Below are 12,642 nucleotides of genomic sequence, written 5' to 3'. Positions count from 1 at the left end.
AGAGTGATTTGCCATCATGTTAGCGTCTATCATCTTTAACTATCCTTTTGTTGTTGAAAATCACTAAGGAAGCGATTTGGACAGTAAAGACAAAGCCATTCTGGCGCTGTTGCAAGACGATGCGCGGCGTACCACCGCGGAAATCGCTGATGCGGTTGGGCTGTCGTTTTCACCGTGTGCAAGACGAATCAAAAAGCTGGAAGCCGATGGGGTGATAGCGTCCTATCAGGTCACCCTAAATCGCCAGCGGATTGGGCTAAACATGACCTTTTTCGTTAACGTGAGTTTGAGTAATCACCGAGAAGAGGCGATTGTCACCTTTGAAAACGCGCTGGTGGAAATGGATGAAGTGATCAACGGTCACGTCATTTCTGGCACCTATGACTATTTACTAGAAGTGGTGACGCGCGATTTACCGCACTATGAAGCTTTTATGCGCCAGTTACAGACCTTGGCGATGGTCAAAGACATCAATACCAATGTGGCGATCCGCGCGGTCAAACAAGGCGCGGCGCTAAAAGTGTAGCGCCGCGTGATCATTATGAAAGAATGGTTAGCGAATAGCGATTAGCTAAGGTGCTGGCTTAGCCAGTCGCTAAAGGCATTTTGAGGCAGGGCGCCGTTCATCATGTCAACGCGCTCGCCGTTTTTAAACACCATTAGCGTCGGAATGCTGCGAATACGATATTGTGCCGCCAGCGCGTGTTGTGCTTCAGTATCAATTTTCACAAACAGTGCACGGCCTTCTTCCTGTTCGGCGATGGCCTCAAAGGCAGGTGCAAAACTTTGGCATGGTCCGCACCAAGGGGCCCAAAAATCCACTACCACTGGCTTGTCGCTATTAAGTAAGGCAGCAAAGTTATCGCTGGTGCCTTCAATGGGTTTTCCTTCCAATAGCGCTGATTGACACTTGCCACACTTGGGCGCGTCGTTCACGCGTTCGCTCGGAATGCGGTTCATTGCTTGGCAGTGAGGGCAACGTGAGGTTAGGGTTGTCATTATTGTTCCTCGTCGAATGATTTGTGGCTAGTTTACGAGCCTTTGCCGACGAGCGAAAACAGAAATAATCTATGACAGACATAGAAAAAGCCGATGACGCGGCATCGGCTTTTGAGTCTCGCGCATATTGGGTGCGTTACAGTGTATCCACTACCGCGAGGATGGCGCTGAGCATATCGCGACCAAAGGCTTGGCTGCGCGCAGGTGACCAGCCAAAGTCTGGATCCGGTTGGTCGTTGTGATCTTTAAACGGCATTTCAACCGTGTATGACAAACATTTAAAGCGCTCGCCAATCCAGTTCGATCCTACGGTTAAATTGGCTTTACCGGGCGCGTCTTTTTCATAGCCATGCTCGTCTTGAAACTCCGGCGTCACGGTAAGCAGCGCACGTTTGAAGCGGTTTTCAAGATCGGCCATACGTTCATCGTAAGATGGGATCCCCTCGCAACCGGCTACAAAGTTGTACGGTATCGCCTCATCGCCGTGAATATCGAGGCACATTTTCACCCCAGTTTGCTCCATACGGGCACGAACATGATATACCTCAGGGCTGCGCTCAAGGCTTGGCGTTTCCCATTCGCGGTTTAAGTTGGCACCGACGGCATTGGTGCGCAAGTGGCCGCGTACGCTGCCGTCGGGATTCATATTGGGCACGATGTAAAAGTCTGCTTTTTCCAACAGCGCACGGGCGGTGGTGTCCGTGTCGTCAAGCAAGCGGTCGAGCAAACCTTCCATAAACCATTCCGCCATGGTCTCGCCGGGGTGCTGGCGGGCAATCAGCCAAATGGGCGTTTTCGGTTGGGCGGATTCCCCTAAATCAGCGCGAATTTTCAAGAGGCTAATATCGCGGCCATCTAGGGTTTGGCCAAGCGTTTCTAATTGGCACTGTGGGTAGGTTTGCGCTTGATGAATCAAATCCAAGTGGCGCTCATAGCTATACGGTGCGAAATACGCAAAGTACATCGAGCCGTGTTGCGGCGTCACCTTTATGGTCAAGGTATCGCCGTCGAATTCAGTAGGAACACGGAACCAGGTATCACGGTCGTATGAGGCAACCGCTTGGTAATCTTTCCAGCCTTCAGGGTAGGCAGAGCCTGCAAGCTGCTGAATATGGAGCGTATGGGCCTGATTGACCTCAGCTTCAAGGCGAAAGTGGAACCACTGATAAAACTCAGACTGATTGTCTTGGTGAATGGCAAGCTGGATATTGTTGATGTCGTCGTCATTCAGAACGCGGATATTCCCGCTATCGAACTGGCTAAAAATACGCATAGAGCATCCTTTTTCTGTTGAAGGGCCAGCTGTGTTTGCGCCGGTATCTATAAGCCGTTGTGGTTATTTGCTGTCTACTTGAGCAGACATTGTGCATTTACTGGCTTATAGTCGTTGATCTCAGCGAATATCTTGCCGTGCTATTCGTGAGCTGGCAAGGTGCCAGTATGATTTGGGTGAACGCGCAACGCCTTTGAACAAAAAAGGAGCCATTATGCAATTGCAGGACATGACGCTGCTTAAGACACAAGCACTGATTAACGGTCAATGGAAAGATGCCCACAACCAAAAAACACGCCCGGTGACCAATCCTGCCAATGGAACGTGTTTGGCAAACGTACCCAATATGGGCGCCGAGGAAACACGACAAGCAATTGATGCCGCTGATGCGGCTTTGCCCGAGTGGCGTGCGCTAACGGCGAAAGCCCGTGCCGATGTATTGTACCGCTGGTACGAGCTGATGCTGGAACACAAAGACGACTTAGCGGCGATCATGACCGCTGAGCAAGGCAAGCCGCTGAAAGAAGCCGCGGGCGAGATCCAATACGCGGCGTCATTTTTGCAGTGGTTTGCTGAAGAAGCGAAGCGCGTATATGGCGCGACTATTCCTGCCGAGCAGGCCGATAAACGCATCTCTGTGATCAAGCAGCCGATTGGCGTAACGGCAGCGATTACGCCTTGGAATTTTCCGGCCGCGATGATCACCCGCAAAGCCGCGGCAGCACTGGCGGCAGGTTGTACGATGGTGGTGAAGCCGGCCAGTGATACACCGTTGTCGGCGTTGGCGCTAGGAGAACTGGCACTGCGCGCGGGTGTGCCTGCCGGGGTACTAAGCATTGTCACCGGCACGGCTGGGCCGATTGCCGACACGCTTTGCAGCGATGATCGGGTACGTAAGCTCTCATTCACTGGCTCGACGGAAATTGGCGCACAACTGATGGAAAAATGCGCGCCAAGCATTAAAAAGCTGTCACTGGAGTTGGGGGGCAATGCGCCGTTTATTGTTTTTGATGATGCGGATATCGATGCAGCGGTTGAAGGTGCCATTGCGGCTAAATACCGCAATGCGGGACAAACGTGCGTTTGTGTGAACCGAATCTATGTGCAATCGAGTATCTATGACGCCTTCGCAGAAAAATTCACACAAGCGGTTAGTCAATTACGTGTCGGTCTTGGCACCGATGACAAGGTGGACATTGGCCCGCTGATTAATCGTGGTGCGATCGACAAAGTGAAAGCACATTTGGACGATGCCAAGCAACACGGTGGCGAGATCCTGCTTGGCGGCGATTGCCCAGAGTTAGGGGAAAACTTTACTCAGCCTGCGGTCATCAAACATGCCACACCGGCGATGCGGATTGCTAAAGAAGAAACCTTCGGTCCGGTTGCGCCCTTGTTTGCTTTTAATGATGACGCTGAGGCTATCGCAATGGCGAACGATACCGAGTTTGGTCTGGCGTCGTATTTTTATGCGCGAGACATTAGCCGCGTGCATCGTGTCGCAGAAGCCTTGGAGTACGGCATGGTGGGAATTAATACCGGACTTATTTCAACCGCGGTGGCGCCCTTTGGTGGGGTGAAACAATCAGGCTTGGGCCGAGAAGGGTCACAATGGGGCTTGGATGAATACCTTGAAATGAAGTATCTGTGTTTGGCGCTATAGCCTATGGGGTCAAGCCCACTCGTAATCACGGATAGGGCCGCGATGTGTTCAAAAATGCTGACATGTCAACATGACGTTACTCCATTTATGGCTAGCAACTTGCTGCAAATGCCGCCGTGTTGGCCATAATTTAGACGGGTTGACTGTTTTTTGACAGTTTAGTGTATGAAAATTTGCGATTCGGTACATCGGCCCTGTTGTTGCCTTTTCATCCGTGGTAAAACTCAAGTAATATGCGTTAAGACACGTCCAACCGTTGCGGTGAAGCAACAAGTTGGCGAACCAAACCAAGTGGAGATACAAGATTGATCACTGTTTTCCTTGTAGATGATCACGAGCTGGTTCGCACAGGGATTCGACGTCTATTAGAAGACGTCCGTGGAATTAAAGTGGTAGGGGAAGCCGACAGCGGTGAAGCCGCACTCAAGTGGTGTCGGCAAAATCACGCCGATATTGTCCTGATGGACATGAACATGCCGGGCATCGGGGGTTTGGAAGCCACACGTAAGTTGCTTCGCTACTCGCCGGATGCCAAGATCATCGTACTCACGATTCATACCGAGAACCCATTCCCAACCAAGGTGATGCAAGCGGGTGCCGCGGGCTATCTCACCAAAGGGGCGGGCGCGGACGAAGTGGTGAATGCGATCCGCATGGTCAATAGTGGCCAACGGTACATTTCCCCGGATATTGCCCAGCAAATGGCGCTTAGTCAGTTCTCCGCTTCTTCTGACAACCCTTTCAAGGAGCTGTCTGAGCGTGAATTGCAGATCATGCTGATGATCACCAAAGGGCAAAAAGTCACGGACATTTCCGAGCAGCTCAGTTTAAGCCCCAAAACCGTTAATAGTTACCGCTATCGTTTGTTTAGCAAGCTAGGCATTAACGGGGATGTGGAGTTGACTCACCTCGCCATTCGTCACGGGATGTTAGATACCGAGACTCTGTAGTGCCAGACACATTTGATTCAAAAAGCTTTTTAAAAACGGTGCCTCACCAACCGGGCGTTTATCGCATGATGGACGCCTCGGGTGAGATCATTTATGTGGGTAAGGCGAAAGATCTGAGCAAGCGTCTTGCCAGCTACTTTCGTGTGCAAGTTTCCAGCGAAAAAACCAAAGCCTTGGTGCGCAACATCGCCAATGTGGAAGTCACCGTCACTCACACGGAAACCGAAGCGCTGATCCTTGAACACAACCTCATCAAGCAACACCTGCCGAAATACAACGTGTTGCTGCGCGATGATAAATCCTACCCCTACATTTATCTAAGCKGCCATACCCATCCTCGCTTGGCGGTTCATCGCGGTGCGAAAAAGAAAAAGGGCGAATACTTCGGCCCGTTTCCGGATGCGAGCGCAGTGAGACAAAGCCTGCATTTGCTGCAGAAAATTTTCCCCGTTCGCCAATGCGAAGACTCCGTTTACGCCAACCGCAGTCGCCCCTGTTTGATGTATCAAATTGGTCGGTGTGCGGGGCCTTGTGTGCCCGGATTGGTCAGTGATGAGGAGTACGCCGAGCAGGTGAATTTTGCCCGTTTATTCTTGCAGGGCAAAAATCGCCAAGTGATCGATTCGCTGGTGGAAAAAATGGAAACCGCCAGTCAGCAGCTTCAATTCGAAAAAGCCGCCGAATACCGCGATCAAATCCAAGCTTTGCGCCGTGTGCAAGAGCAGCAGTTTGTTTCGCAAGATAGCGACGAAGATCTGGATGTGATCGGGTTTGGACTTGAGAACGGTGTGGCCTGTATTCATGTGCTGTTTTTACGCCAAGGTAAGGTGTTAGGTAGCCGCAGCTATTTCCCCAAAATGCCGGCGGAGACGGAACCTGCCGAAGTGGTGTCTAGCTTTGTTAGCCAGTTTTATTTGGCCCAAGCAGAAGGGCGCACCATTCCTAGCCACATTTTGATTTCTGATGACATCGGCGACGATCTTACCTGGTTGTCAGATACCTTGAGTGAAATCGCCGGGCGGCGTGTGCAACTGCAAAGCAAACCACGCGGCGCGCGGGCACGCTTCTTAAAGCTAGCCAACACCAATGCGCGTACAGCGTTAACCAGCAAGATAAACCATCGTATGACCATCCAGCACCGCTACAAGGTGTTGCAAGAAACGCTAGGGTTAAACCCGGTCAAACGGATGGAGTGTTTTGATATCAGCCACACCATGGGTGAAAAAACCGTGGCGTCGTGCGTGGTGTTTAACCAAGATGGCCCGCTAAAAAAAGAGTATCGCCGTTACAACATTGAAGGGATCACCGGCGGCGATGATTACGCTGCAATGGCCCAAGTGCTGACTCGTCGCTACAGCAAACAGCTCGAGCCAGAAAAAATCCCCGATATTATTGTGATTGATGGGGGTAAAGGACAGCTCAATCGCGCGTGGGAGGTACTTAAACCCCTGATCGCCGATTGGCCCATTCATCCGCTTATTTTGGGTGTTGCCAAAGGAACCAGCCGTAAACCGGGCCTAGAGACACTGATCAAAGTCTCTGGCGAGCAATTCTCGTTGCCGGCCGACTCACCGGCGTTGCATCTTATTCAACACATTCGCGATGAAAGCCATGATCACGCTATTGCTGGACACCGGGCCGCACGCGGAAAAGCACGCAAACAAAGTGTGCTGACCCAAATCGAAGGTATTGGTCCGAAACGTCGCCAAGCTTTGCTGAAATATCTTGGTGGGATCCAAGAGTTGCGCAACGCCAGTGTCGAAGAAATCGCCAAAGTCCCCGGGATCAGCCGAACACTGGCAGAGAAAATTCATTCCTCATTGCAAGGTTAGAGGCAATGGGGCAACATAACGTAGTCAATCCAACAATAAAAAGCTGAGCATGCGCCTTAATATACCCACCATTTTGACCTTTTTGCGCCTTGCGCTAATTCCGGTCTTTGTCATCGCCTATTATTTGCCCTACGAATGGGCTCCGTTTGCCGCGGCACTCGTTTTTGTGATTGCTGGTGTTACTGATTGGTTGGATGGGTATTTAGCTCGCCGTTTAAAACAATCGACCCGTTTTGGCGCCTTTCTCGATCCTGTTGCCGATAAGGTGATGGTGGCAATTGCCATGGTGTTGATTGTCGAGCATTACTACTCCATTTGGGTCACAATTCCCGCTGCGACCATGATTGCGCGAGAAGTAATTATTTCGGCATTGCGCGAGTGGATGGCGGAAATTGGTAAACGCGCCAGCGTTGCTGTCTCTTGGGTGGGCAAATTTAAAACGGCCTCACAAATGTTTGCTCTGACGATGCTGCTTTGGCACGCCGCCCCTTGGATTGAATGGCTAGGTTATGTCGCGCTCTATGCTGCAACTGGCCTGACCTATTGGTCGATGTACCAATATATGATGGCTGCTAAAGACGATTTGTTAGCAGATCCAGACAGCGATTAGCTCGCGTTGGCGTCTCGGCCTTAGCGAGTGGGAAATGCGCAGCTTCGCCGAATCCGATATATCTGCAGCCCAGTGAAAACATAGCTTAATAAAAAACGCAGCCCAAACGGCTGCGTTTTTTATTGGTATAACACACGGTGTTAGCTAGCGTTTGGGCAGGGTGAGAACAAACGCGGCGCCCTGTAATGAGGATTGGGTGACTTGAATGGAACCATCATAGCTGGCAATAATTTCATCACACACCGCCAAGCCAATCCCCGTGCCCGGATTTAGCTGATCGGCACGCACACCGCGCTGAAAAATACTCTCGCGATAGCACTCCGGCACGCCGGGACCGTCATCCTCGATAGAAAGCTGCCACGCATCGCCTTTATCTTCCAATCGGATCAGCACCTGCTCAAGACAAAAGCGGTACGCGTTCTCGAGTAAATTCCCCAACAGCTCCATCAGATCGCTGCGATGAAGCGGGAGGGTGGCATCTTCAGCAAAGCCACGGATCACCGTCACGGGTTTATCCCGATAGGCTTTATCTAACATACCCGTCAGACTATCGACAGGAATGGTGAGCGAGCTGTCATCACGCTTTAGGCCGCGTTGCCCCACCAAAGCCCGTTTAAGCTGGTACTGAACCATGTCATCCATTTGGCTGACTTGCTCCAAAATACGCTTGTTCAATTGCTCGCGATTCAAGCTGTTATCATCGAGTAGGGCGTTGGTGGCCGCTAAGCGTGTTTTAAGGCTATGTGCCAAGTCATCCATGGCGTGACGATAACGCACTTTTTGCTTTTCCCGCTGTGTGATCATCTGATTGAGTGCTTGGGTGAGATCTTGCAGCTCATCAGGGTAATCACTGTCCAAGGTTTGTTGACGCGATTCGGTGATCGCAATCAGCTCTTTCGCCAAGCGGCGCAGTGGCGAAAAACTCCAATGGCACGCCGCCACAACCAGGGCAGAGGCAGAAAAGAACAGCAAACTGATATAAAACCATGTCTCTGTTTCCAAGTTGGTGAGATGTTGCTTTTCTTGCCCTACATTACGCAGCACATACAAATGGTTAGGGCTATCGCTCGGCTGCTTATCAGAAGATAGCCGTTGGGCTACTACGTTGACGCCCGCAATGGATAAATACTGTGGTGTAGTGGCTTGCGAAGGGAAGAGGGTACAAATATCGTCCACCTTTAAGGCTTTGACATCTCGCGATGTCCATAACGTATGATTTTCTGGGGTGCAGAGCACCGACATATAATCCGAGCTCGACGGGTCAAGCGACTGGATCCACGCGGTGAGCTGGTCGGCACGGATTAAGCCATCGCGGCTGAGCTGAGCCATGACCATCGGAATTTGCGACACCAAATCGCGCGAGTACGTCGCCATTGAGTTTTGCTGATACAGCTTATTAATCAACGCTGCAAGAGCAATCGAAAACAGTAAAATAATACCGATCGAGGTAGCAAGCACACGGGTTCGCAGCCGCGTGCGGCAACGACACAAAGCGAATTGATCTAATTTCATGAATTACTCAGCTTGAATTTCAAAAAGATACCCTTGACCACGTACGGTTGAAATCGGGTTTTCATGACCGCTCTGTATCAGTTTTTTGCGTAAACGGCTAATCATCACCTCGATGGTATTCGGATCGCCGTCTTGGTCGTAATATAGTACATCGAGTAAACGTTGTTTGGAGATCACTTCGCGGCTGTGACGAATCAAGTACTCAAACAAATCATACTCAAAGGCGGTCAGCTCTAAAGGCTGGCCTTTTACCGAGACGGATTTAGCCAGCAAATCGAGCTCGATATCGCCTGCGGTAATGGTAGGTTTCACAAAACCGGCACTGCGTCGCACCAAGGCATTCAGCCGTGCCACCAATTCCGGCTTTTGGAACGGCTTCACCAAATAATCGTCCGCGCCGGCATCCAGTCCAGCCACTTTATCCTGCCAATTCGCGCGGGCGGTTAACACCAAAATAGGCACACGCAGACCCTTGGCACGAATGTCGCGAATCAAACTAATACCATCTTGATCGGGCAAGCCTAAGTCAATGATTGCAATATCATTCGGATATTGATCGACATAATACAATCCCTCGCTGGCTGTGCTGGCACAGCGTACATGATGGCCCAGCTCGGTCAGCTCTGTTTTCATATGATGACTGAGAATTGAATCATCTTCGATAATAAGCACCTGCATGCGTAACCCCTTGTGAGCAAAAAAGCGCCCAAATTGGACGCTTTTATTATATGCATAGTCGCTGAATTATTGCTGACCGAATAGAAGGTTAGCCAATAAATTACACCAGAATGATCAACAGAGTACCGGCCAAGGTGAGGATCACGTTGGCAATCGCATAGGTGCCTGCATAACCCAGCGCCGGAATGGTGCTGCGGGCATGCTCGTTAATCATATCCATCGCAGGCGCACAGGTACGCGCACCGACAATAGCTCCGAACAACAACGCACGGTTCATTTTCAGCACATAAGCGCCAATCAAATAGGCGATAATCACAGGGATCACGCTGATAAAGATACTGGCAATGATCACTGAAAAGCCCATATCGGCGATGTATTCAAATAAACGGCCACCGGCACTTAACCCAATGCCAGCCATAAATGTCATCAACCCGAGCTCTTTGACCATGTTCAGCGCCCCTTGTGGCACATAACCAAACGTGGGGTGATTGGCGCGCAAGTAGCCCAAGCTAATTCCCGCCAGCAACAAACCAGCGGCATTACCCAAACCAAAGGTCACTTGGCCGAAGGTCATGGTGATCATCCCCAGCCCAAGGCCGAGAATAAAGAAACAGCAGAACGCGAGCAGATCGGCCATTTGGCTGTGAATCGAGATAAAACCAATGCGCTCAGCCAGACCTTTCACACGGCTTTTCTCGCCGCTGATCTGCAGCACATCACCTTTATTGAGAATAATGCCTTGGTCCATTGGCATTTCTACCTGTGCGCGCACCACACGGTTTAAGAAACAGCCATATTCTGACAGATTGAGATCGGATAGCTTCTTCTGCGCGACGCTGTCGTTCTTTACCACGATTTCTTCTTCGACAATGCGCAAGTCGAGCAGATCGCGATCAAACACTTCTTTGCCGTTGCGGAAACTGGGGTCGAGGCGAGCATGGCTATCGGGATAGCCCACCAGTGCAATTTCATCGCCTTCTTGCAAAATCGCATCACCATCTGGGTTAGCCAAAATGCCATTACGACGAATTCGCTCGATGTAACAGCCGGTTTGACGATAAATACCCAGCTCGCGCAGATTGCGGCCATCAATCCACTGAATTAGTTCAGGGCCGACCCGATAGGCGCGAATAATAGGTAAATAAACTTTACGCTGCGACTCACTCCCCAAGCCGCGTTCAATGGCGATTTGCTGTGCAGAGTGCTCTAAGTTGTGGCGCTGTAACTTCGGCATCAATTTCGCCAGCACAATCAAGCTCACCAAGCCGGTTAAGTACGCCATGGCATAACCGACACTGAGGTTGTCGATCATCATGCCTAGCTGTTCACCCTCGACGCCCGTAAGTCCGGAATTTAGGGCATCTTTCGCGCCTACCAGTACCGGCGTGGCAGTCAGCGCACCTGCCATCATGCCGGTGGCAATGCTGATATCCAGCCCCAATTGCTCTTGGAAAAACAAGGTTAAGCCAATGGCACTGAGCAGCACGGTGAGCGCCAGTAGCAAATACGACTTACCATCGCGGAAGAAAACGCCAAAAAAGTTCGGGCCTGCCTCAATACCTACACAGTAGATAAACAGCATAAAACCGATGCTGAGCGCATCTGGCGAGAAGGTGAACCCAGCGTTACCGAAAATGATCGCGGTAAACAGTACACCGATGGATCCACCCAATTGCACATTACCAATTTTGACCTTTCCAACCGCAAGGCCCATGGCAAGTACCACAAAAAGGAGCAAAATATCGTTTTGGAGCAGGAGGTTATTGACGTCTATATTCACAGCACAAATATCCAACAGCGTGCGGAGGAGGTTAAAGTGGTGAAAATTATACCAACCTAAATCACAATTTGTTGTACAAATTTAGTGAAATAATCATTAATTTTGCGTAAAAAAGGACCAATTAACCGCGTTTGGTCAAGTTAAACCAAAGAATTCACCACCGCCGAGTTTCTAGACGCAAACTGTCACCCTCGCTAACACCCAGCCTTGGCGCCTTTCTGCCTCCCCCCAAACACCGCTAAGACGACACTTTTACGCCTGCTATTTTCCTAGCCTACACCCGCCAAACGCGACTCCTGTAACCGACCGCAAAGTAATTTTTTGGAGCGAATATCACAGAACAAGCGCTAGCTAACATTTTGGACACTAGCGCATGAAAAGGTATTTAGACATTTGGTAGGCTAAAAAGTAAACAAAGAGACAGAACGCTTACCGGATGCGGACAATCGATGGGCGGTAGCGTGGGCAAAGACTGGATAGTTAACCAGCTTATCGGATAGAAAGCCTAATCGGATGCACACTTTCTCATCATGCACTTACGCTTTCTCAGTCCAGTAAAATAAAAGAATCTATTCATCAATGGGTTACATTGTTAGGTTTGGGGATAGTGTGAATGCACCAGCCGTGATAGGCGGCATGCACACTTTCGCCGGGAAAGAGACAGACAGTAATCGCTATAAATGCCATTAATAACAGTAAGTTAAGAAATAAAAGGCGCGTATAATGGTTTTGGGGAAGTGAGCATGCGCGCTAATAGTGCTATAAGCAAAAAATTAGCTGGTTGGATAATAAATGAAAAAGAAAAATATGTACGATGATGACGTAATTAAGTATGCAAAAGAGCAAGAGAAAATAGTCTCTGAATTAGAATATCGTGTACACGAGCACAGTGATGGCCGTTCTAAGTACCGCCAAGATTTGATGCGTGATTATGCTCGAGTTCTATACTCATCATCCTTCAGACGTCTGCAAGGTAAGATGCAACTGCTCGGTGTTGACGCTAATAAGTTCAATCGAAATCGGCTGACGCATAGTTTGGAAGTGGCACAAATTGCTCGCTCGATTGCTTACGACCTCAAGTTACAGCATACGGTTGTAGCGGAAACAGCGTCATTAGCACATGATATTGGTAATCCGCCTTTTGGACATTATGGTGAAGTTGTACTCAACGAATTGAGTTCAGGGTGTGGAGGTTACGAGGGGAACGCTCAAGCATTCCGAATATTACGTACGTTAGAAAAGAAGCATTATGCATACCCGGGGCTAAATCTAAATGTGCGTACTCTCATGGCTATAACTAAATACTTCTCTAATAAAAAGAATAACAGTAACAAATTCTTATATG

General features: G+C 49.9%; 11 protein-coding genes. 6 read left to right on the top strand and 5 right to left on the bottom strand.

All coding sequences use genetic code 11. The features are described 5' to 3' along the window. Nucleotides 1–76: 76 nt before the first annotated feature. The gene (locus BZG84_RS12510; RefSeq protein WP_077479712.1) at nucleotides 77–526 is read left to right on the top strand and encodes an Lrp/AsnC family transcriptional regulator; all 450 of its coding nucleotides are present in this window, start codon (nucleotides 77–79) and stop codon (nucleotides 524–526) included. Nucleotides 527–567: 41 nt separating this feature from the next. On the opposite strand, the gene trxC is transcribed toward BZG84_RS12510, so the two are convergent. After that, nucleotides 568–999 carry a thioredoxin TrxC gene (gene trxC, locus BZG84_RS12505; protein ID WP_077457788.1) on the bottom strand — a complete coding sequence of 144 codons (432 nt, stop codon included), beginning with the start codon at nucleotides 997–999 and terminating at the stop codon, nucleotides 568–570. 136 nt (nucleotides 1,000–1,135) lie between these two features. Then, nucleotides 1,136–2,272 (bottom strand): M14 family metallopeptidase, encoded by a 1,137-nt coding sequence (locus BZG84_RS12500; protein WP_077479711.1) that lies wholly within the window; start codon nucleotides 2,270–2,272, stop codon nucleotides 1,136–1,138. Nucleotides 2,273–2,486: 214 nt separating this feature from the next. Here BZG84_RS12500 and BZG84_RS12495 point away from each other — a divergent pair, with 214 nt between their 5' ends. The 4 genes from BZG84_RS12495 to pgsA all read left to right on the top strand — a co-directional run bounded on the left by BZG84_RS12495 (nucleotide 2,487) and on the right by pgsA (nucleotide 7,327). After that, complete coding sequence (locus BZG84_RS12495) at nucleotides 2,487–3,935, top strand: NAD-dependent succinate-semialdehyde dehydrogenase (protein WP_077479710.1); 1,449 nt, start codon at nucleotides 2,487–2,489, stop codon at nucleotides 3,933–3,935. Between the two features lie 305 nt (nucleotides 3,936–4,240). Continuing rightward, on the top strand, nucleotides 4,241–4,885 hold the full coding sequence (uvrY, locus tag BZG84_RS12490; RefSeq protein ID WP_069591014.1) for a UvrY/SirA/GacA family response regulator transcription factor: 645 nt from the start codon (nucleotides 4,241–4,243) through the stop codon (nucleotides 4,883–4,885). Further along, nucleotides 4,885–6,717, top strand: a complete 1,833-nt coding sequence (uvrC, locus tag BZG84_RS12485; protein WP_077678274.1) for an excinuclease ABC subunit UvrC — start codon at nucleotides 4,885–4,887, stop codon at nucleotides 6,715–6,717. The genes uvrY and uvrC overlap by 1 nt, the downstream gene beginning before the upstream one ends. Nucleotides 6,718–6,766: 49 nt before the next feature. Beyond that, nucleotides 6,767–7,327, top strand: a complete 561-nt coding sequence (gene pgsA / locus BZG84_RS12480; protein ID WP_069591012.1) for a CDP-diacylglycerol--glycerol-3-phosphate 3-phosphatidyltransferase — start codon at nucleotides 6,767–6,769, stop codon at nucleotides 7,325–7,327. A 144-nt stretch (nucleotides 7,328–7,471) separates the two neighbouring features. Here the strand turns inward: pgsA and BZG84_RS12475 are convergent, their stop codons facing one another. The 3 genes from BZG84_RS12475 to BZG84_RS12465 all read right to left on the bottom strand — a co-directional run bounded on the left by BZG84_RS12475 (nucleotide 7,472) and on the right by BZG84_RS12465 (nucleotide 11,297). Beyond that, nucleotides 7,472–8,839 (bottom strand): ATP-binding protein, encoded by a 1,368-nt coding sequence (locus tag BZG84_RS12475; protein WP_077479708.1) that lies wholly within the window; start codon nucleotides 8,837–8,839, stop codon nucleotides 7,472–7,474. Nucleotides 8,840–8,842: 3 nt separating this feature from the next. Further along, on the bottom strand, nucleotides 8,843–9,517 hold the full coding sequence (locus BZG84_RS12470; protein ID WP_077479707.1) for a response regulator: 675 nt from the start codon (nucleotides 9,515–9,517) through the stop codon (nucleotides 8,843–8,845). A 100-nt stretch (nucleotides 9,518–9,617) separates the two neighbouring features. Further along, nucleotides 9,618–11,297 carry an aspartate:alanine antiporter gene (locus BZG84_RS12465; RefSeq protein ID WP_069587238.1) on the bottom strand — a complete coding sequence of 560 codons (1,680 nt, stop codon included), beginning with the start codon at nucleotides 11,295–11,297 and terminating at the stop codon, nucleotides 9,618–9,620. Nucleotides 11,298–12,104: 807 nt separating this feature from the next. Here BZG84_RS12465 and dgt point away from each other — a divergent pair. Next, on the top strand, nucleotides 12,105–12,642 hold a 538-nt coding region (dgt, locus tag BZG84_RS12460; protein ID WP_131826268.1), incomplete at its 3' end, for a dGTP triphosphohydrolase.

The organism is Salinivibrio sp. PR932 (assembly GCF_001996125.1).
Lineage (GTDB): Bacteria > Pseudomonadota > Gammaproteobacteria > Enterobacterales > Vibrionaceae > Salinivibrio > Salinivibrio proteolyticus.
Note: the sequence above shows the minus strand (reverse complement) of the source record. Positions and strands in the feature narration are given on the sequence as shown.

Coding starts and splice junctions, on each gene's coding strand:
- trxC (WP_077457788.1), bottom strand. CDS start 999: ATGACAACCCTAACCTCACGTTGCCCTCACTGCCAAGCAATGAACCGC.
- BZG84_RS12500 (WP_077479711.1), bottom strand. CDS start 2,272: ATGCGTATTTTTAGCCAGTTCGATAGCGGGAATATCCGCGTTCTGAAT.
- BZG84_RS12495 (WP_077479710.1), top strand. CDS start 2,487: ATGCAATTGCAGGACATGACGCTGCTTAAGACACAAGCACTGATTAAC.
- pgsA (WP_069591012.1), top strand. CDS start 6,767: ATGCGCCTTAATATACCCACCATTTTGACCTTTTTGCGCCTTGCGCTA.
- BZG84_RS12475 (WP_077479708.1), bottom strand. CDS start 8,839: ATGAAATTAGATCAATTCGCTTTGTGTCGTTGCCGCACGCGGCTGCGA.
- BZG84_RS12470 (WP_077479707.1), bottom strand. CDS start 9,517: ATGCAGGTGCTTATTATCGAAGATGATTCAATTCTCAGTCATCATATG.